Here is a 19,266-nt window from a genome sequence, read left to right as displayed (position 1 = left end):
GCCGTCATGCGAGCGCCTCGGGCAGCGTCACCGCGCGCAGCTCGAGCTGCGTGAAGCGCTGCAGCAGCGTGGGCAGCACCGCGAGCGTGACCGGCCGGCCGTCGGTCGTGCGCGCGCTGTTGTGGTCGTGCAGCAGCAGAATGTCGCCGGCCGCGAGCTCGCGGGTCAGCCGCGCTAGCACGTCGGCGGGCGTGCGCTGCACGGTGTCGAAGCCACGCCGCGTCCACGCGACGAGTTGCAGGTCGAGCTCGTGCAGCACCTTGTCGAGGAACAGGTTGCGCAGTCCGGCCGGCGCGCGAAACAGGCTCGGGCGCTGGCCGGTCACCTGCGCGAGCGCATCTTGCGCGCGCGCGATCTCGCGCCGCAGCGCGCGCGGGCCGAGCAGCGAGAAGGTGTGCACGTGGTCGAAGCTGTGGTTCTGCACGCTGTGGCCGCGCCGCACGATCTCGCGGCACAGCGCGGCATGCTGCTCGGCGTGGCGCGCGATGCAGAAGAAGGTCGCGCGCGCGGCGTGCGCGTCGAGCAGGTCGAGCACCGCGGGCGTGATCTGCGGGTCGGGGCCGTCGTCGATCGTCAGTGCGATCTCGCGCCGCGCGATCGACGCCGGCGGCAGCCGCAGCAGGTTCGCGCCGAGCCAGGTCGAGCGCGGCCACAGGCCGGCGCCGGTGATCAGCGCGTGATCGAGCGCGACCGCGCCGAGCGCCCATGGCCACAGCGCCGGCTGCGCGAGCGCGAGGCCGGCGGCGCCGACATGGCAGGCGGCGCTGGCCTTGAGCAGCGCCGGCCAGCGCCAGCGGGGCAGGGCGGCGCTCGCGGTCGCGGTGGTCGACGGGGCGCGCATGGGAGCGGATTTTCCCACGCCTGTCAGCCTCTCAGCGCCCGCGCGTCGGGATGAACGCGGCCGACAGCACCAGGCTCAGCAGGATGCCCGGTGCCACGACCTGGCCGATCGCGAACAGCGCCGGGATGTTCGACGACGCGAGCAGGCAGAACGAGATCACCGCGGTCAGGTTCGCCAGCGCCAGCGAGGCGAGCGTGTCGTTGTCGATCACGAGCGGCGCGCCGCTCGGCGCCGCGTCCTGCCGGGCGCGGATCTGGTCGAAGAACAGCGCGTAGTTCGAGCCGATCGCGACCGTCAGCAGCAGCCCGACCAGGTGCAGGATGCCGAGTGCTGCGCCGCTCGCGCTGAACAGCGCGAGCACGATCAGCACCGCGGCCGCGACCGGCTGCGCGATGCGCCACAGCCGCTTCAGCGAGCGCAGGTGCAGCGCGAGCAGCACGCACACCGCGAGCGCGCCGAGCAGCGCCTGCAGCCCGGCCTCGTGCAGGTAGCGCGCATACAGCGTGCCGAGCTCGGCACCGATGTCGACGACCTGCGCGCCGGGCACGTCGGCGAGCGCGCTGCGCAGACGCGCCGCATCGATCGGCTGCGCGCCGGCCTGCAGGCTCAGCAGCGCGCGCCACGGCCGCGCGCCGCTGCCGGGCACGAGCAGCGCGTCGAGCGCGGCGTACAGCGGCGTGCCGCGCAGCGACGCGCGCGTCAGCAGCGGCTGCTGGCGCGCGGCCTGCACGTCGGTGACGAAGCCGCCGAGGCGCGCCGCGGGCAGCGGGCCGTCGACGGTGGCTTCGGCGAGGCGCGCGTTCAGGGTCGCGGCATCGGGCAGCGCATCGCGCCGCGCCTTCTGCGTTGCCGGGCTCGGCAGCAGGCGCGCCGGGGATTCGTAGCCGGCCAGCACGCCGGCATCGACAAGTGCGTCGAGCCGGGCGCCGGCGGCCTCGGTGGCGGCGAGCACGCCGGCCTCGTCGGGCGCCGTCACGGCGACCAGCGTGCCGGCGTCGGTCGCACCGACATCCGCGCGCAGCTCGGCATCGAGCCTCATCTTCGCCGCACCGACCGGGCTCAGCGAGGCCAGGTCGCCATGCCAGGGCGATGGCAGCCACGCGAGCGCGGCCGCGGCGAGCAGCGCGACCACGGCGAGCGGCCAGCGCAGCCGCGGCAGCGCGGCGGTGCACCAGCCGACGAAGCGCCCGAGATGGCGGCGCAGCCCCATGCCGGGCGCGCCGTCGGGGGAGGTGCGGGTCAGCACCCAGCGCGTCGTCAACGCTGCGGCGCTGAGGCCGGCGATCGAGAAGAGGCCGAGCTGCGCAAGCCCGGGGAAGCCCGAGAACAGCAGCGCCGCGAAGCCGCAGACCGAGGTCCACAGGCCCAGGCGCACGGTCGGCCAGTTGGTCGCGACCCAGTGCCGTGCGCCGGCGCCGGCCGCGCTGCCGGCGGCCGGACGCGCCTGGATCAGGTAGTAGACCGCGTAGTCGACGGCTTCGCCGATCAGCGTCGTGCCGAAGCCCAGCGTGATGCCGTGCACGTTGCCGAAGACCCCGCTGACGACGGCGATGCCGGCGAGCACGCCCGAGCCGACCGGCAGCAGCGCGACGCCGAGCGTGCGCAGCGAGCCGCCGAACGCGAGCAGCATCAGGCCGACGATCGCGACGCCGCCGGCGATCGCGAGGCGCTCGACCTCGGACTTGATCTGTGTGCGCGACTCGACCGCGAACGTCCCCGAACCCGACACGATCAGCTTCAGCCCCTGCGCCTCGAACGGCGCGAAGCTCGTGCCGATCAGCTGCAGCGTGCGCTGTTGCGCATCGAGGTCGGCGCCGTCGGCGTGCGTCGTCGCGATCAGCACCGCGCGCGCGGCGGTGCGCGAGATCCAGACCCGACCGTCGCTGCGCGGCGCCTGCGACGGCAGCATCGCCTCGGCCATGCGCACGGTCTCGCCGGTCGGGTCGCGCAGGATCACCGGCTTGATCATCGCGCCGGCCGGCGTGCCGAGCAGCGCGGTCGCGTCGAGGATGCCAGTGCGCAGCCCCTCGACCGTGAAGCGCTGCGCATCGACTGCGGGGCTGAACAGGTAGCGGTGCTCGAACAGGAACTTGCCGGTGGCCTCGAAGCCGGCGTTGTCGCCGTTGTGGACCGCGTCGAACGCGCCGCTCCGGCGCAGCGCCTGCGCGAATTGCAGCGACGCCGCGCTGCGCTGCGCCGGCGTGCCACCCTCGATGCCCATCAGCACCAGGCGCGCCGCGACGCCGCTCTTCAGCTGGTCGAGCAGCACCGCCTGCTCGGCGCTCGGCGCCGACGGCAGGAAGGCCGACAGGTCGGCGACGTAGTTCGTGCGCACGCTGATCAGCGCGGCGATCACGACGCACGCGAACCACAGCGCGACCGCGCGGCGGCGTGCGAACTCGGCGAGCGCGCGCAGGCGGGCGACAGGCATCGGGGCCGTCAGTTCGGCCCGCTCGCCGGCTTCGGCGCGGGCGGCGATGTCGGCACGATGGGGTCGATCGTCATCACCGAGCGGTCGCCGTCGGCCATCGCGACGGTGACCTCGCGCACCAGCGCCTTCTCGCCGCTCACGCGCACCGCGATCACGAGCTCGCGCAGGCGCGGCTCGAGCGGCTTCAGTTCGAGCAGCCAGCGCTGCGGCGTGCCGCTGACCGCGGGAGCGAAGTTGCGCTCGATCGCGTCGCGGTTGCCGGTCAGCGTGCCGCGGATCGCCTCCATGATCACCGCCGCCTCGGGCACCGAATCTAGCGGCACGGTGCGGCTGCGCGTGCCGATGCTCATCGTCACGGTGTTGCCGACGACCGCGACCTTCTCGCGGCGCGGCCGCAGCGTCTCGCGCACGAAGGTGTCGGGCGCCGCGAAGCTGAGGCGCCCGCTCGATTCGAGCGTGCGCTCGAGCATCGCGACCGTGCGCGTTTCGGTGAACGTGGCTTCGCCGGCCTTGACCTGCGCGAGCGTCTGCATCAGCTGGCCCAGGTCGAACGCGGCCTGCGCGGGCGCGGGCGCGGCGAACCCGGCCACTGCCGCGAGCAGCAGCGCGAGCGCGGTGCGCCGTTCAATGCGCGGCGGTCGGGGTGTCGGCAGCATCGGCAGCGGCCTCGGGGGCCCAGAAGTCGAAGAAGTTGAACCAGTTGTACGGCGATTCGCGGCACAGGGTTTCGAGCAGGGTCACGTAGCGCTGCATCGCCTCGCGCACGCGGGTGTCGGTGTCCAGCCCGCAGGTCTCGGCCTGCGGCCGGAAGTCGGCGAGCTCGGCGAAGCGCAGCTCGTAGCGATGGCCGCCGTGGTACAGCCCGGCCATGAACACGACGCGTCGGTGCAGCATCGCGGCGAGCCGGAACGGCCCGTCGGAGAAGCGCGCGGGCTCGCCGAGAAAGTCCAGCCGCAGCGTGCGCGAACGCGGCGAGTTGCCGGGCAGCGTGCGATCGGCGAGCAAGCCGGCGAGGCCGCCTTCGTCGAGCCAGCGCCGCAGCGCGAGCATCGCGCCGGGGCGGCCGAGCGCGATCGTCTGCAGCTGCGCATGCGGCGCGACCGCCGCGAGGGTCGCGTTGATCAGCCGCGCATTGTCTTCGTACATCAGCATCGCGACGCGCGCGCCGCGGCCCTGCGCGGTCGCGCGCAGCGCCTCGAAGCTGCCGAGGTGCGCACCGACCAGCATCACGCCTTCGCCCGCGGCCAGCGGCGCATCGATCGCGGCGCCGCCGCTCGCGCCGATCTCGAACTGCTCGAAACGCTCCTGCAGGAAGTAGACGCGGTCGAGGATCGTCGATGCGAAGCGGTGGATGTGCCGGTAGGCGTCGACCCAGGTCGGCGGTCGGCCGAGTGCGCGCACGAGGTAGTTCAGCGACGCGCGCCGCGCCTTGCCGTGCACGAGCAGGAAGTACAGCGTGATCGGGTGCAGCACGCAACGCGCGAGCGGGCGGCCCGCGCCGATCGCGATCCAGCGCATCAGGCGCAGCGCCCACAGGTTGCTGCGCTCCCGGTCCGCGGCCCAGGACCCAGGGGCGCGGTCGGCCGGCGTGCTCACGCCGAGGCCTCGAACTGGCCCGAGGCCGCGATGCGCTCGCCTTCGCGGACCTCGAAGCGAACGCCGCGCGGACCCGGGTCGAGCCGGATCGTCAGCGCTGCGCCCGGCCGCACCGGGGCCAGGAACTTCGCGGCGGCGATGCGCGGTGCAGCGCCGACGAGCGTGGCCAGCGCCGGGACATCGAGCACCGCTTCGAGCACCTCGGCGAGCAGCACGACGCCGGGCAGCAGCGGCTGGCCGGGGAAGTGCCCCGCGAACGCCGGGTGATCGGGCGCGACCTGCAGCGTGACCTCCGAGGCGACCGTCTGCGCGCTCATCGCCGTCAGCCCTTCGGCGCCGCGGCCAGCGCGCGTTCGGCCCAGGCGGCGAACGGCCCGGCCGGGAGCTTGCCGGTGCCCGGCTCGCGCGGCAGCGCCGCCACTGCGACGATGCGCCGCGGCAGGAACGCGGCGTCGACACGCTGGCGCAGCGCCGCGAGGATCGTCTCGTGCGCGCCCGGCGCCGCGAGCGCCGGCGCGACCACGAACGCGACCGGTCGCACGACGCCGCCACCGTCCGGATCGGGCGGGAGCCAGAACGCACCGTCCTGCACGCCGGCGATCGAGTTCAGGTGGAAGTTCAGGTGCCCGAGCGAGCTGCGCTTGCCGGCGATGTTGATCAGGTCGTTGGAACGGCCGAGCAGGCGGAAGCGCTGCGGGTCGATGACCTCGAGCACGTCGGCGAGCAGCGTTGGCTGCGGCACGTGGCCGCCCTGGACGACGGTCTCGGCGCCGTCGCCGCTCAGCCGCAGGCCGTCGTAGGTCAGCCAGTCGGGGCCCTCGGTGCTGCGCCGCGACGCGACTTGTCCGGCCTCGGTGCAGCCGTAAATCTCCATCAGCGGCGCGGCGAGCGCGGCCTCGGCGCGCGCCGCGAGTTGCGGCGCCAGCGGCGCCGTCGCGCACAGCGTCAGGTCGATCGCCGGCAGCGCGACACCGGAGTCGAGCAGCATCTTCAGGTGGAACGGCGTCGTCACGAGCATGCGCGGGCGCGGCGCGCGCGTCAGTGCGGCGGCGATGTCGGCCGGGTAGAACGGCCGCGCGCTGTCGAACGCGGCACCGCCGAGCAGCGCGATTAGCACGCTCGATTCGAAGCCGTACATGTGCTGTGCCGGCACGGTGGCGACCAGCGTCACGCCGGCCAGATCGCGGCAGCCCATCTGCTGCGCGAGGCGCCGTGCACCGGCCTGCGTGTTGCGCACCAGCAGGCCCCAATGCTTGGCATGCGGCAACGGCGCACCGGTCGAGCCGGAGGTCAGCACCTGCGCGGCGAGCAGGTCGGCGTCGATCGGCGGGACGCCGGCGGGCGCATCCGCGGCGGCCTGTGCGGCGGATGCGTCGATGTGGCGGACCATCGGCAGCGCCAGCTCGTCGCGCGGCGCATCGGTCAGCCCATAGACCGTCGGGAACAGGCCGCGCAGCCGCTCGACAGTGTCGGGCGTGTGGTTCGGCGGCATCAGGTTGCTCTGGCCGCGCAGCATCGCCGCACCGAGGCCGACCGCGAAACGATAGCGATCGGCGGTCAGGTTCAGCATCGGGCCGGCGTCGGGCAGGCGCGCGGCGAGCGCGTGCACATCCGCCAGGTACGCGCGGCGCGTGATCGCGTGGCCGTCGCGCCAGGCCAGCGGCGCGTCGAGGTCGTCGCCGGTGACCAGCGGCCGGGCGGAGCTCATGCGGCCGAGTCGCGCGGCGGCGGGGCCTTCGCCGTGCTGTGCAGGTACGAGCGGATCGCATCGGCGAGGCTCGCGCGCTCGAACTCCGGATGCAGGCGATAGCGCAGCAGGTACTCGCCGCCGAACATCGCGGCCACCGACAGCGGCGACAGCAGGTTGGCGAACAGCGCCCAGGTGTCGAAGCTCGCCGCCGCGTAGAGCGCGACCGAAACGAGCGCGATCGCGACGAAGTAGAGCGTCCAGGCCAGCGTGCAGTTGCGCGTGTAGGCCGCCATCGCCGGTGTGAAGTCGCGATGCAGGCGCGCCGCCAGCGTCGAGATCAGCGGTGCCTGCCCGGCGCGCAGCGTGCTGCCGAAGCCGACCGCGAGGAACAGGTTGATGCCGACGTGCTGCGCCAGATAGAGCCGCTGCGGCGACACCTGCACGCCGAGCAGGGCCTGCGCGCACAGCGCCGCGATCGCCAGCGCGGCCATCGCGCCGAGGCCGCGCTGGCCGCCGCGCCAGGCACCGAGCGCGATCGCCGCGAGCATCGGCGTCAGCACGCCGACGACGTTCCACGGCGAGGCCGCCGCACGTGTCATCAGCCAATGGCTGCCGAGCACGTACAGCGCGCTGGCCAGCACGATCGCGGCGACGCGGATCCCGAGGCGGGTGGGCATGGCGAACGCTCCAGCGGCGAGGCTCAACCGGCCCGGTGCGTGGAAATGTGCTCGGTCAGGCTGGCCAGCGAGGTGAAGATGCGCACGTTGTCTTCGTCGTCCGAGCGCAGCTGGAAGCCGTAGCGCTGCGAGACGACCAGCGCGACCTCGAGGATGTCGATCGAATCGAGGCCGAGGCCCTCGCCGTACAGCGGCGCCTGCGGGTCGATCGATTCGGGCGCGATGTCCAGGTTCAGGGCTTCGACGAGGAGTGCAGCGATTTCGCGCTGCAGATCGGTTTGGACGGAGGTCATTGCTGCTGGGGCCCGTGGGGCAGGTGTCGCCGCGCAGTGCGCAGAGCGGGCAAGCGCCCAAGGAAAATCGAAGGTTCCGGTGCCGGCCCATGCCGGCGCCGCGGGGGCGAGTTTAACAAAGGGAGTGCCGCGCCACCGCCTTCACTCGACCGTCGCGCCGCTGGCCTTGACGACGCGTTCGTACTTCACGAGCTCGCTCTTCACGAAGGCGCCGAACTGCTCGGGTGTCGAGGCGGCGTTCTCGGCCATCAGGCTCGCGAGCCGCGCCTTCAGATCGGGCGAGTTCAGCGCATCGACGAAGGCCTTGTTCAGGCGCTGCGTCGTCTCGCCCGGCAGCTTGGCCGGGCCGAACAGCCCGAACCAGGTGTTGATGCTGAACTGGCCGAGACCCAGCGCCTTGCCGCCTTCGGCGATCGTCGGCAGATCGGGCATCGCCGACGAGCGCGCGCTCGTCGTCAGTGCGATCGCGCGCAACTTGCCGGAGCGGATGTTCGCGGCCGCCGATGCGAGGTTGTCGAAGGTCAGGTCGACCTGGCCCGACAGCAGCGCCAGCTGCGCCGGGTTGCCGCCGGCATACGGGATGTGCACCATGAACACGCCGGCCTGCGACTTGAACATCTCGCCGGCCAGGTGGCCGGCGCTGCCGTTGCCGCCCGAGCCATAGTTCAGCTTGCCGGGGTTCTTCTTCGCGTAGGCGATCAGGTCGGCGACGCTGCGGATCTGCAGCGCGTCGGCGCGCTGCGTGTTCATCACGAGCACGTTCGGCACCTGCGCGATGCCCGTGATCGGCGTGAAGTCGCGGATCGGGTCGTACGGGATCTTCGCGAAGAGCCAGGGGTTGATCGCGTGCGTTGCGACGGCGCCGATCACCAGCGTCGTGCCATCGGGCGCTGCCTTCGCGGCGAGATCGGCGCCGAGGTTGCCGCCGGCGCCGGGGCGGTTGTCGACGATCACGGTACCGAGCGTCGGCTGCACCTTCTCGGCGAGCGCGCGCGCGACGATGTCGAGCGGGCCGCCGGGCGGGTAGGGCACGATCAGTCGGATCGGCTTGGCGCTTTGCGCGCAGGCGCTGAATGCGGCGAACGCGAGCAGCAGCGGGGCGATGAACTTCGTCTTCTTCATGGGCGCGTCGGTGATGTCAAAGCGGTGGCAGGCCGGCCAGCGCGAGGCGGAAGCGCACCGTCACGTCGTTGGCGACCATCGAGGTATCGGCCCACTCCCCGTCGCCGATCCGGAACGTCAGGCGCTTGATCGTGAAGCTGCCGGTGGCGGTGGAAGTCGCGCCCGATTGCGCCAGCGTGACCGGCACGACGATCGCCTGCGCGCGGCCCTTGATCGACAACGTGCCGGCGACCTCGAACTTGCCGACACCGAGACTCCTGACGCCGGTCGACTGGAAGGTCGCCTGCGGAAACTTCGCGGTGTCGAACCAGTTCGGCTTGGCGAGTTCGGTGTCGCTCTCGGGCACGCCGAGCGTCGCGCTGCCCGCATCGATCGTGAGCGACACGCTGCCGGTCTGCGGCTGCTTGGGATCGAGTGCGATTTTCGCGTCGAAGCGGCGGAAGCGGCCGTCGACCGGCACGCCCATCTGCGTGCTCGTGAACGCGATCTCGCTCTGCGCGGGCAAGAGCGTCGCGGCGGGTTGTGGGTGCGCGGGGCCGGCCAGCGCCGCCAGTGCGAGCAGCGCGCCGGGCAAGGCCTTCAAGTTCTTCAAGATTCGATCCTCCGCGGCCAGATGCGCCAGAACAATCCATCGCGATCGACGAACTGGTGTTTGCAGGCGGCTGCCACGTGCAGCGCGACCAGCGCCGCCAGCCCGAACGCGCAGGCGTGATGCAGCGGCTTCAGCACCGCGTCGGCGAGATCCTTGTCGACGGCTACCCAGTCGGGCAGCGGCAAGACGCCGAACCAGACGACCGGAAACCCGGCGGCCGAACTGTAGGCCCAGCCGGTGAGCGGCACGACGAAGAAGAACAGGTAGAGCAGGGCATGCGTCGCGTGGTGCGCGCGATGCTGCCATCCGGGCATCGCCGCGCGCACGCGGTCGGGCAAGGCCGGCGGCCGGTGCGCGAGCCGCCACAGCAGCCGCGCCGCCGACAACGCGAGGATCGTGATGCCGGCCCACTTGTGCCAGTTGAAGAGCTTGACGCGCGCCGGCGAGAACGGCAGATCGGCCATGTACAGGCCGACGCTGAACGAGCCGACGATCGCGAGCGCGAGCACCCAGTGGAACGCGATCGCGACCGCGCCGTAGCGAGCGCTTGTGTCTTCGGCCGGCACTTCGAGCCTCAGCTTCGCTTCGCGGAGCGAGCCTGCGACGCAGGCATGGCGCTACGCGCCATGCTTGTCGGCTTCCGACGTGAACGCGTCGGCGTAGAACTCGTCGTCCGGCAGCCCGCACTTCAGCACGAAATCGCGCTGCGCCGACTCGACCATGATCGGGGCGCCGCAGGCGTAGACCTGGTGGTTCATCAGGTTCGGGTGGTCGTGCATCACGGCCTGGTGCACGAGGCCGGTGCGCCCGGTCCAGGCGTCTTCGGGCGTCGGCTCCGACAGCACCGGGATGTAGGTCAGGTTGCGCATCGCCGCCGCGGCGTTCAGTGCCCAGTCGTGCAGGTACAGGTCGGCCTTGCTGCGGCAGCCCCAGTACAGCACCGCGTGACGCTGGCTGTGCTTGAACTGCATCTGCTCGATGATCGCCTTGATCGGCGCGAAGCCGGTGCCCGAGGCGAGCAGGATCATCGGCTTCTCGTCGGCGTCCTCGCGCAGGAAGAAGCTGCCGAACGGGCCCTCCATGCGCAGGATGTCCTTCTCCTTCATCGCGCCGAACACGTGATCGGTGAACTTGCCGCCGGGCAGGTGGCGCACATGCAGTTCGATGCCGGGCCTGTCGAGCTGGGTGTGCGGCGCATTCGCCATCGAGTAGCTGCGGCGCGAGCCGTCGCGCAGGATGAACTCGACGTACTGGCCGGCGTGGTACTCGAGCCGGTCGTTCGCCGGCAGCTGCATCTGCAGGATCGCGACGTCGGGCGCGGGCCGCGCGATCGTCGTCACGCGTGTCGGCATCTTGCGGATCGCGAATTCGCCGGCGCCGGGCACCGTGCGGGCCTCGAGCACGATGTGGGTCTGCGGCGCGGCCTGGCACGCGAGAATCCAGCCGGCTGCCTCATCGTCGGCGCTCAGCGCCTTCGATTGATGCGCACCGTGAATCACGCGACCCTCGAGCATCCGGCACTTGCAGGTGCCGCAGGCGCCGTCCTTGCAACCGTAGGGCAGGCCGACGCCCTGGCGGATCGCGGCGCTCAGGATCGGTTCGTCGCGGTCGACGGAAAAAGTGCGGCCGCTGGGTTGAACGGTAACGGTGAAGGGCATGGAAGGGGCGAGCGCAGCGAAGCGTTCTCATTAAACTGAGCCGGTGATTTTGCCTGCACATCCCATTTCCCCATGACGCCCACGTGAGCGAGCGCTCGACCCGCTTCAAGCGACCCGTGCTGTTGATCGTCGGTTGCGGCGATGTCGGGCTGCGCGTCGTGCGGCTGCTGCGCGGTCGCTGGCGCCTGATCGCGCTGACGACCAGCGCCGAGCGTTGTGAGGTGCTGCGCCGCGCCGGCGTGCAGCCGTTGCTCGGCGACCTCGATGTGCCCGCCACGCTCGCGCGGCTCGCCGGCCTGGCCGATGCGGTGCTGCACCTCGCGCCGCCGCCGGCCAGCGGGCACACCGACCCGCGCACCGCCCACCTGCTGCAGGCGCTCGCACGCAAGGGGCGCGTGCGGCGCATCGTGTATGCCAGCACCAGCGGCGTCTACGGCGACTGCGCGGGCGCACGGATCGACGAGACGCGCGCGCCGAATCCCGGCACCGATCGCGCGCGCCGCCGTGTCGACGCCGAGCAGCGACTGCGCTGGTACGGCCGCGCGTTCGGTGCGCGCGTGACGCTGCTGCGCATCCCCGGCATCTACGCCGGCGACCGCGCCGGCGGGCACCCGCGCGAGCGCCTTGCGCGCGGCGCGCCGGTGCTCGAGGCGGCGCACGACGTGTTCACGAACCACATCCATGCCGACGACCTCGCGCGTGCCTGCGTCGCCGCATTGCAGCGCGGCCTGCCGCAACGCGCGGTGCACGTCAGCGACGACACCGAACTGAAGATGGGCGACTACTTCGACCTCGCCGCCGACCTCGAAGGCCTGCCGCGCCCGCCGCGCGTCTCGCTCGATCGGGCGCGCGAGACGCTGTCGCCGATGCAGCTCAGCTTCATGGGCGAATCGCGCCGGCTGATCAACGACCGCTTGAAGCGCGAGCTGCGCCTGCGACTGCGCTACCCGACGGTTGCCGAAGGCCTGATCGCCTGACCGGCGACGGGCTACTTGCCGAACGGCGCGCGACCCTGCCAGTAGCGGATCAGCAGGAAGGCGCCGAGCATGCCGCCCAGGTGCGCGAAGTGCGCGACACCCGGCATCGTTCCGGTCACGCCGAACATCAGCTCGAGCGCGCCGAACACCGCGACGAACACCTTCGCCTTCATCGGGATCGGCGGGAACAGCGGCATGATCATGCGGTTCGGGAACATCATGCCGAAGGCCAGCAGCAGCCCGAACAGGCCGCCCGAGGCACCGATGGTCGGGTAGATCGCGCCGGTCAACGCGGCGACGAGCAGCTGCGCGAGCGCGGCCGTCAGGACGCTCGCGATGTACAGCTGCAGGAACCGCTTCGGCCCCCACAGGCGCTCGAGGTCGGAGCCGAACATCCACAGCCCGAGCATGTTGAAGAACAGGTGAATGAAGCTGCCGTGCAGGAACGCGTAGCTGACGACCTGCCAGGGCAGGAAGCCATCGCTGAGCGGCCACAGCGCGAGCGCGCGCGTGAACCAGGGGCCGAGGAACAGTTCGATGCAGAACGCCGCGACGTTGATCAGCAGCAGGGCTTGGGTCACGGGGGGCAACGGCGGCATGCGCAAACTCTCATTTCGACGGCAGGAGGACGGAGTCTAAGGGCCGATCCGAAAGCCGCGGGCGCGGCGCCGAACCCATCGCGCCGACGCGGGTGTGCTCGCTCGGGCGGGAGCGGCGCTGTGGCAGAATTCCGCCCTCTACAGCACCGGCCTCGGTGGCGAAATCGGTAGACGCGCGGGACTCAAAATCCCGTTCCGCAAGGAGTGTCGGTTCGATTCCGACCCGAGGCACCAAGCCCTGATCGAGCGCGCTTGTCCACGGCCTGCGAGAATCGCGCCGAGGAGAGTTCATGAGCGTTTCGTCCCGAAGCAAGGCCGCCCCCAAGTACAACAGCGTCGAAGACGTCATCGGCAACACGCCGCTGGTGCGCCTGATGCGCATCCCGGGCCTGGCCAACGAGCAGCGCGGCAACGTCATCCTCGGCAAGCTCGAAGGCAACAACCCGGCCGGCTCGGTGAAGGACCGGCCGGCGATCGGCATGATCCGGGGGGCCGAGGAACGCGGCGAGATCAAGCCCGGCGACACGCTGATCGAGGCGACCTCGGGCAACACCGGCATCGCGCTCGCGATGGCCGCGGCGATCCGCGGCTACCGCATGCTGCTGATCATGCCGGAGGACCTGAGCGTCGAGCGCGCGCAGACCATGAAGGCCTTCGGTGCCGAGCTGATCCTGACCCCGCGCTCCGGCGGCATGGAGTACGCGCGCGATCTGGCCGAGCAGATGCAGAAGGACGGCAAGGGCCGCGTGCTCGATCAGTTCGCGAACGCCGACAACCCGCGCATCCACTACGAGACCACGGGCCCCGAGATATGGCGCGACACGAAGGGCCGCGTGACGCACTTCGTCAGCGCGATGGGCACGACCGGCACGATCACCGGCGTGTCGAAGTACCTGAAGGAGCAGAACAAGAGCGTTCGCGTGATCGGCGCGCAGCCGAGCGAAGGCTCGCGCATCCCGGGCATCCGCAAGTGGCCCGAGGCCTACCTGCCGAAGATCTACGACCCGACCTTCATCGACGAGATGGTCTACGTCAGCCAGGCCGACGCCGAGCAGATGGCGCGCCGCATGGCCGCCGAGGAAGGCCTGTTCGCCGGCATCTCGGCCGCGGGCGCGTGCTGGGTCGCGATGCAGATCGCGGCGCAGGTCGAGAACGCGACGATCGTGTTCGTCGTCTGCGACCGCGGCGATCGGTATCTGTCGACCGGCGTCTTCCCCGCATGAGCCCATCGTTCAAGTTCTGCCCGAACTGCGCGACGCCTTTGCAGTTGCTGACGCTGATGGAAGACGGCGGCGACAAGGCCCGCCTGCGTTGCCCGGCCTGCACCTTCACGCACTGGAACAACCCGACGCCGGTGCTCGCCGCGATCGTCGAATGCGCCGATCGCGACGGCCTGGTGCTGCTGGCGCGCAATGCCGCGTGGACGCATCGCATGTTCGCGCTGATCACCGGGTTCATGGAGGCGGGCGAAACGCCCGAAGAAGGCATCGCGCGCGAGGTGCTCGAAGAAACCAGCCTCAAGGTCGACGCGCTGAAGCTGGTCGGCGTCTACGATTTCCAGCGCATGAACCAGATCATCGTCGCGTACCACGCGGTCGCGCGCGGCGAGATTTCGCTGTCACCCGAGCTCGCCGAGTACCGCCTGTTTCGCCCCGAAGACATCAAGTGCTGGCGCGCCGGCACGGGCTACGCGGTCGCCGACTGGCTGACGGGCCGCGGCATCACGCCGCAGTGGGTCGATCTGCCGCCGCGGCCAGCTGCGGATGCGGCCTAAAATCGAGCCGCCTCACAAGGACCGCCATGCAAGCCCAGAAAGAACTCGACACCCGTGGCCTGAACTGCCCGCTGCCCATCCTGAAGGCGAAGAAGGCACTGGCCGACATGCGCAGCGGCGAGGTGCTGAAGGTGGTCGCGACCGACCCGGGCTCGATGCGTGACTTTCAAGCCTTCGCGCGCCAGACCGGCAACGAGCTCGTCGAGCAGGAAACCAGCGCCGACGAGTTCATCCACTTCCTGCGGCGGCGCTGAGAGGCTCAGATCGACACGCCCCTGAGGTAGTCGCGAAAGGCCGGGCCGAGCACCGGGTGCGCGAGCGCCAGTTCGACATTGGCCTGCAGAAACCCTTCCTTGCTGCCGCAGTCGTAGCGCTTGCCGTCGTAGCGGTAGGCGAACACCTTCTCGCGCCGCAACAGCCCGGCGATGCCGTCGGTCAGCTGGATTTCGCCGCCGACGCCGCGCTGCTGGTTCGCGATCTCATGAAATACGCCCGGCGTCAGGATGTAGCGGCCGGCGACGCCGAGCAGCGACGGCGCGTCCTCCGGCGCCGGCTTCTCGACGATCCGGCTCACGTCCATCAGATGGTCGTTGACCGTCACGCCATCGACGATGCCGTAGCGCCGCGTGTGCGCGGCCGGCACTTCCTGGACCGCCAGGATCGACACGCGCCACTCGTTGTACTGCTCGACCATCTGCTGCAGGATCGGCTTCGCGCCGACCATCAAGTCGTCGGCCAGCAACACCGCGAACGGGTGGTTGCCGACCAGCCGCTGGCCGCACAGCACCGCATGGCCCAGGCCCAGCGCCTGCGGCTGGCGCACATAGATGCACTCCATGTCGTCGGGCTTGACGCTGCGCACGACGTCCAGTAACTCTTGCTTACCCGCCTGTTCGAGGGCTACCTCGAGCTCGAAAGTCATGTCAAAGTGATCCTCGATGGGGCGTTTGTGACGGCCCGTCACGAAGATCATTTCGCGGACGCCTGCGGCATAGGCTTCCTCCACGGCGTACTGGATCAACGGCTTGTCGACGACCGGCAGCATTTCCTTGGGTTGAGCCTTGGTCGCGGGCAGAAAACGCGTGCCCAGGCCGGCCACGGGAAAAATCGCTTTGGTGACTAACATTTACTTACAATGCCCTTCACTGGTTCATTCGGTGTGGCTTCATTCTGGCACGGCCTCCCGGGGAAACCCGTCAGACAACACCTCACGATGGCTCCATAGCGCATGGATCTGCTGATCATCGAACCGCTCGAAGCCGAAGTGATGCAGTGGCTGCAGTCGCGCTACGCACTTCTCTACGCGCCCGAGCTCGCTGCAGACCCGCGCGCATTCCGCCAGGCGCTCTACAACGTGCGTGCGCTGATCGTCCCGCCGACGGTGACGATCGACGCCCAGGCGCTGCACTACGCGCCGGTGCTGCGCGCCGTCGGCCGGGTCAGCGCCGGCGCCGAGAACATCGACCTCGAGGCCTGTGCCAGGGCGCGCGTCGAGGTCGTGCGCGGCCTCACCGCCACTGCGCAGGCCGAGGCCGAATTCATGATCGGTGCGCTGCTGTCGCTGCTGCGCCGCGTGCCGGTCGTCGGCTCTGACGGCATGCTCGTCGGCCGCGAGCTCGGCGCCGCGACCGTCGGCCTGATCGGCATGGCGCCGGCCGCGCGCACGATGACCCAGATGCTCGCCGGCTTCGGCTCGAAGATGGTCGGCTACGACCCGGCACTGCACGCCAGCGACAGCGTCTTCGCGCGCTGGCGCGTCAAGCCGCTCGGCCTGCGCGAGCTGCTCGAGCAATCGGATGCGGTGTGCGTGCAGCTGAGCTACTTCAGCCGCTACCACGGCCTGCTCGGCGACCGCTTCCTGCCGTTCTGCAAACCGGATCAGGTGCTGGTCAGCATTGCGCATTCGGGCTTGTTCGACGAAGCCTCGCTCGCCGAGGCGCTGACCCGCGGCCGCATCGCCGCGGCCTGGCTCGACAGCCTCGAGCCCGGCGCGCTCGACGAGGGCCGGCCGCTGCACGGCATCGAGAACCTGCAGATCACGCCGCGCGTCGCCAGCACGACGCGCGAGTCGCGCCTGCGCAGCGCGTGGGCCGTGGCAAAGCGCATCGACGAGATGCTTGGCACGGCGGGCACCGCCGTGCGCAGCTTCAAGGCGACGGCACCAGGCGAGCCCGCTGATCTTGCAACCGAGCCACTGTCGCCGTGAAATCGGCGACGCGCTGCTGCTCCTGAGCGACGACGGCGGCCGGCGCACGCGCGACGAAGCTCTCGTTCGCCAGCTTGCCGGCGGCCTTGCTGATCTCGCCCTCGAGCCGCGCGATCTCCTTGCCCAGGCGCTCGGTCTCCGCCGCCACATCGATTTCGACATGCCAGGCCAGGCGCGATTCGCCGGCCACTGACACCGCGGCGCTGCGTGTCGCCTGTGCGAACGCCGCGTCGCTGTCGAAGCGCTGCACCTGCGAGACCTTCGCGAGCGCCTTCAGCAGCGGCTCGGCCTGCGCGATGAACGCGTCGTCGCCGATCACGTACAGCGGCACGCGTGCCGACGGCGACAGGTTCATCTCGCTGCGCAACGCACGGCTCGTGCCGACGACGGTCTTCAGCTTCGCGACCCAGGCATCGGCGCCGGCATCGATCCGGTCGAGCTGCGCCTTCGGGTACGGCGCGGTCACGATGTTCGCACCGTCGGCCTTGCGGCCGGCCACCGCGGCGACCGTGTCCCACAGCTCGGCGGTGATGAACGGCATCACCGGGTGCATCAGGCGCAGCACGGTTTCGAGCACGCGGATCAGCGTGCGGCGCGTCGCGCGCTGCTGCGCTTCGGTGCCGGTCTGGATCTGCACCTTGGCGATCTCGATGTACCAGTCGCAGTACTCGTCCCAGACGAACGAATAGATCGTGTTTGCGACGTTGTCGAGCCGGTAGTCGGCAAAGCCAGACTCGACGGCGGCTTCGACGCGCTGCAGCTCGCTCGTGATCCACTTGTCGGCCGGGCTGAAGCCCAGGTAGCCGTGCGCCGGACCGCCCGGCGCGCACTCGGCCTTCGTGTGCTCCTTGAGCCCGCAATCCTGACCCTCGCAGTTCATCAGCACGAACTTCGACGCGTTCCAGAGCTTGTTGCAGAAGTTGCGATAGCCTTCACAACGCTTGGTGTCGAAATTGATGTTGCGACCCAGACTCGCGTACGAGGCCATCGTGAAGCGCAGCGCGTCGGCGCCGTACCCCGGCATGCCGTCGGGGAACTCCTTCGTCACACGGGCCGCGACCTTGGGCGCCGTCTCGGGACGGCGCAACCCGGTCGTCGATTTCTCGATCAGCGTCGCCAGATCGACGCCTTGCACGAGGTCGATCGGGTCGAGCACGTTGCCCTCCGACTTGCTCATCTTCTTGCCTTCGCTGTCGCGCACCATGCCGTGGATGTAGACGGTGCGAAACGGCACGCGGCCGGTGAAGTGGGTCGTCAGCATGATCATGCGGGCGACCCAGAAGAAGATGATGTCGTGACCGGTCACGAGCACGCTCGACGGCAGGAACAGGTCCATCTCCTTCGTCTGCTCTGGCCAGCCCAGGGTCGAGAACGGCACCAGCGCCGACGAGTACCAGGTGTCGAGCACGTCCTCGTCGCGGGTCAGCGTGCCGCCATAGCCGGCGGCTGTCGCCTTCGCGCGCGCCTCGTCCTCGTTGCGGCCGACGAAGATCTCGCCGCCGCTCCCATACCAGGCCGGAATCTGGTGGCCCCACCAGAGCTGGCGCGAGATGCACCAGTCCTGGATGTTCTTCATCCACTGGTCGTAGGTGTTGACCCAGTTCTCGGGGACGAACCTGACCTCGCCCGAAGCCACCGCATCGATCGCCTTCTGCGCGATGCTCCGGCCGTCGGGCGCGGGCTTGCTGACCGCCATGAACCATTGCTCGGTCAGCATCGGCTCGACCACCTGGCCGGTGCGCTCGCAGACCGGCACCGTGTTCTGGTGCGGCACGGCCTTTTCGAGGAAGCCCTGCGCATCGAGGTCGCGCAGCACGGCCTTGCGTGCCTCGTAGCGATCCAGCCCGCGGTAGGCGATCGGGCCGTTGTCGTTGATCCTCGCGTCGAGCGTGAAGATCGTGATCATCGGCAGGTCGTGCCGCAGCGCGCAGGCATGGTCGTTGAAGTCGTGCGCGCCGGTGATCTTGACCGCGCCCGAACCGAACTCGCGATCGACGAAGTCGTCGGCGATGATCGGGATGCGCCGGTCGCACAGCGGCAGGTCGACATAGCGCCCGACCAGGTGCTTGTAGCGCGCGTCGTCGGGGTGGACCGCCAACGCGCCGTCGGCCAGCATCGTCTCGGGCCGCGTCGTCGCGATGTGCATCCCGCGCATCGGTTGCCCGTCCGCACCGGGCAGCGGCCCATCGGAGAACGGGTACAGGATGTGCCACATGAAGCCGCTGCGCTCTTCGTTGACGACTTCGAGGTCCGAGACGGCCGATTTCAGCACCGGATCCCAGTTCACCAGGCGCTTGCCGCGATAGATCAGGCCCTGTTCGTGCAGCTTCACGAAGGTGTCGGTGACGATGGTCGAGAGCTTCTCGTCCATCGTGAAGTACTCGTGCGACCAGTCGACGCTCGCGCCCATGCGGCGCATCTGGTTCGTGATCGTCGCGCCGGATTCCTGCTTCCATTCCCAGACCTTCGCGACGAAGTTCTTGCGGCCGAGGTCATGGCGGCTGACCTTTTGCTGCTCGAGCTGGCGCTCGACGACGATCTGCGTCGCGATGCCGGCGTGGTCGGTGCCGGGCACCCACAGCGTGTTGTCGCCGCGCATCCGGTGGTAGCGCGTCAGCGAATCCATGATCGTCTGGTTGAACGCGTGCCCCATGTGCAGCGTGCCGGTCACGTTCGGCGGCGGCAGCTGGATGCTGAACGAAGGCTTGCTCGCATCGAGCGTCGGCGCATAGACGCCGCTGCGCTCCCACAGCGGCGCCCAGCGGGCCTCGATGGCGGCGGGTTCAAACGATTTGGCGAGTTCGGTCATG

Annotated in this window: 20 protein-coding genes and 1 tRNA gene; 6 read left to right on the top strand and 15 right to left on the bottom strand. The window is 70.3% G+C overall.

The features are described 5' to 3' along the window. Positions 1-4 precede the first annotated feature (4 nt). From AC1DTW_RS05385 to AC1DTW_RS05330, 12 genes are all read right to left on the bottom strand, one after another. Positions 5-841, bottom strand: a complete 837-nt coding sequence (locus AC1DTW_RS05385; protein ID WP_477979915.1) for a polysaccharide deacetylase family protein — start codon at positions 839-841, stop codon at positions 5-7. Between the two features lie 31 nt (positions 842-872). Continuing rightward, positions 873-3,272 carry an MMPL family transporter gene (locus tag AC1DTW_RS05380; RefSeq protein ID WP_477979913.1) on the bottom strand — a complete coding sequence of 800 codons (2,400 nt, stop codon included), beginning with the start codon at positions 3,270-3,272 and terminating at the stop codon, positions 873-875. An 8-nt stretch (positions 3,273-3,280) separates the two neighbouring features. Beyond that, complete coding sequence (locus tag AC1DTW_RS05375; RefSeq protein WP_477979911.1) at positions 3,281-3,928, bottom strand: LolA-related protein; 648 nt, start codon at positions 3,926-3,928, stop codon at positions 3,281-3,283. Next, positions 3,897-4,868 carry a lysophospholipid acyltransferase family protein gene (locus AC1DTW_RS05370; protein ID WP_477979909.1) on the bottom strand — a complete coding sequence of 324 codons (972 nt, stop codon included), beginning with the start codon at positions 4,866-4,868 and terminating at the stop codon, positions 3,897-3,899. Before AC1DTW_RS05370 ends, AC1DTW_RS05375 begins: the two co-directional genes overlap by 32 nt. Further along, entirely contained in the window at positions 4,865-5,185 is a 321-nt protein-coding gene (locus AC1DTW_RS05365; RefSeq protein WP_477979907.1) for an ApeI family dehydratase, read from the bottom strand. Before AC1DTW_RS05365 ends, AC1DTW_RS05370 begins: the two co-directional genes overlap by 4 nt. A 5-nt stretch (positions 5,186-5,190) precedes the next feature. Then, positions 5,191-6,576 carry an AMP-binding protein gene (locus tag AC1DTW_RS05360; RefSeq protein WP_477979905.1) on the bottom strand — a complete coding sequence of 462 codons (1,386 nt, stop codon included), beginning with the start codon at positions 6,574-6,576 and terminating at the stop codon, positions 5,191-5,193. Then, positions 6,573-7,235, bottom strand: coding sequence for a COG4648 family protein (locus tag AC1DTW_RS05355; protein ID WP_477979903.1), 663 nt, complete (start codon positions 7,233-7,235; stop codon positions 6,573-6,575). The genes AC1DTW_RS05360 and AC1DTW_RS05355 overlap by 4 nt, the downstream gene beginning before the upstream one ends. Before the next feature lie 23 nt (positions 7,236-7,258). Next, a complete protein-coding gene (locus AC1DTW_RS05350) occupies positions 7,259-7,528 on the bottom strand; it encodes a phosphopantetheine-binding protein (RefSeq protein ID WP_477979901.1) in 270 nt (89 codons plus the stop codon). A 141-nt stretch (positions 7,529-7,669) separates the two neighbouring features. After that, the gene (locus AC1DTW_RS05345; RefSeq protein WP_477979899.1) at positions 7,670-8,650 is read right to left on the bottom strand and encodes a Bug family tripartite tricarboxylate transporter substrate binding protein; all 981 of its coding nucleotides are present in this window, start codon (positions 8,648-8,650) and stop codon (positions 7,670-7,672) included. Positions 8,651-8,666: 16 nt separating this feature from the next. Next, positions 8,667-9,242 (bottom strand): YceI family protein, encoded by a 576-nt coding sequence (locus AC1DTW_RS05340; RefSeq protein ID WP_477979897.1) that lies wholly within the window; start codon positions 9,240-9,242, stop codon positions 8,667-8,669. Continuing rightward, a complete protein-coding gene (locus tag AC1DTW_RS05335; protein WP_477979895.1) occupies positions 9,239-9,808 on the bottom strand; it encodes a cytochrome b in 570 nt (189 codons plus the stop codon). Before AC1DTW_RS05335 ends, AC1DTW_RS05340 begins: the two co-directional genes overlap by 4 nt. A gap of 51 nt (positions 9,809-9,859) precedes the next feature. Further along, positions 9,860-10,900, bottom strand: coding sequence for a CDP-6-deoxy-delta-3,4-glucoseen reductase (locus AC1DTW_RS05330; RefSeq protein ID WP_477979893.1), 1,041 nt, complete (start codon positions 10,898-10,900; stop codon positions 9,860-9,862). 83 nt (positions 10,901-10,983) lie between these two features. Here AC1DTW_RS05330 and AC1DTW_RS05325 point away from each other — a divergent pair, with 83 nt between their 5' ends. Continuing rightward, positions 10,984-11,877: an SDR family oxidoreductase gene (locus tag AC1DTW_RS05325; RefSeq protein ID WP_477979891.1), complete on the top strand. Its 894-nt coding sequence runs from the start codon at positions 10,984-10,986 to the stop codon at positions 11,875-11,877. 11 nt (positions 11,878-11,888) lie between these two features. Here AC1DTW_RS05325 and AC1DTW_RS05320 read toward each other — a convergent pair whose 3' ends face one another. Further along, complete coding sequence (locus AC1DTW_RS05320; RefSeq protein ID WP_477979889.1) at positions 11,889-12,476, bottom strand: rhomboid family intramembrane serine protease; 588 nt, start codon at positions 12,474-12,476, stop codon at positions 11,889-11,891. Between the two features lie 149 nt (positions 12,477-12,625). On the opposite strand from AC1DTW_RS05320, the gene AC1DTW_RS05315 reads away from it, so the two are divergent. The 4 genes from AC1DTW_RS05315 to AC1DTW_RS05300 all read left to right on the top strand — a co-directional run bounded on the left by AC1DTW_RS05315 (position 12,626) and on the right by AC1DTW_RS05300 (position 14,504). Then, positions 12,626-12,710: transfer RNA gene (locus AC1DTW_RS05315), tRNA-Leu, on the top strand. A 56-nt stretch (positions 12,711-12,766) separates the two neighbouring features. Continuing rightward, entirely contained in the window at positions 12,767-13,699 is a 933-nt protein-coding gene (gene cysM / locus AC1DTW_RS05310) for a cysteine synthase CysM (RefSeq protein ID WP_477979887.1), read from the top strand. Beyond that, positions 13,696-14,250 carry an NUDIX domain-containing protein gene (locus AC1DTW_RS05305; RefSeq protein WP_477979885.1) on the top strand — a complete coding sequence of 185 codons (555 nt, stop codon included), beginning with the start codon at positions 13,696-13,698 and terminating at the stop codon, positions 14,248-14,250. The genes cysM and AC1DTW_RS05305 overlap by 4 nt, the downstream gene beginning before the upstream one ends. Positions 14,251-14,276: 26 nt before the next feature. Further along, the gene (locus AC1DTW_RS05300; protein ID WP_477979883.1) at positions 14,277-14,504 is read left to right on the top strand and encodes a sulfurtransferase TusA family protein; all 228 of its coding nucleotides are present in this window, start codon (positions 14,277-14,279) and stop codon (positions 14,502-14,504) included. Positions 14,505-14,509: 5 nt separating this feature from the next. Here the strand turns inward: AC1DTW_RS05300 and galU are convergent, their stop codons facing one another. After that, on the bottom strand, positions 14,510-15,376 hold the full coding sequence (gene galU, locus AC1DTW_RS05295; protein WP_477979881.1) for a UTP--glucose-1-phosphate uridylyltransferase GalU: 867 nt from the start codon (positions 15,374-15,376) through the stop codon (positions 14,510-14,512). A 102-nt stretch (positions 15,377-15,478) separates the two neighbouring features. Between galU and AC1DTW_RS05290 the strand changes: the two genes are divergently transcribed. Further along, positions 15,479-16,456: an NAD(P)-dependent oxidoreductase gene (locus AC1DTW_RS05290; RefSeq protein ID WP_477979879.1), complete on the top strand. Its 978-nt coding sequence runs from the start codon at positions 15,479-15,481 to the stop codon at positions 16,454-16,456. Here AC1DTW_RS05290 and AC1DTW_RS05285 read toward each other — a convergent pair. Continuing rightward, entirely contained in the window at positions 16,398-19,265 is a 2,868-nt protein-coding gene (locus tag AC1DTW_RS05285; RefSeq protein ID WP_477979876.1) for a valine--tRNA ligase, read from the bottom strand. The genes AC1DTW_RS05290 and AC1DTW_RS05285 overlap by 59 nt on opposite strands. Between the last annotated feature and the right edge of the window lies 1 nt (position 19,266).

The sequence above is a fragment of the Rhizobacter sp. P5_A1 genome, from assembly GCF_056400745.1.
Note: the sequence above shows the minus strand (reverse complement) of the source record. Positions and strands in the feature narration are given on the sequence as shown.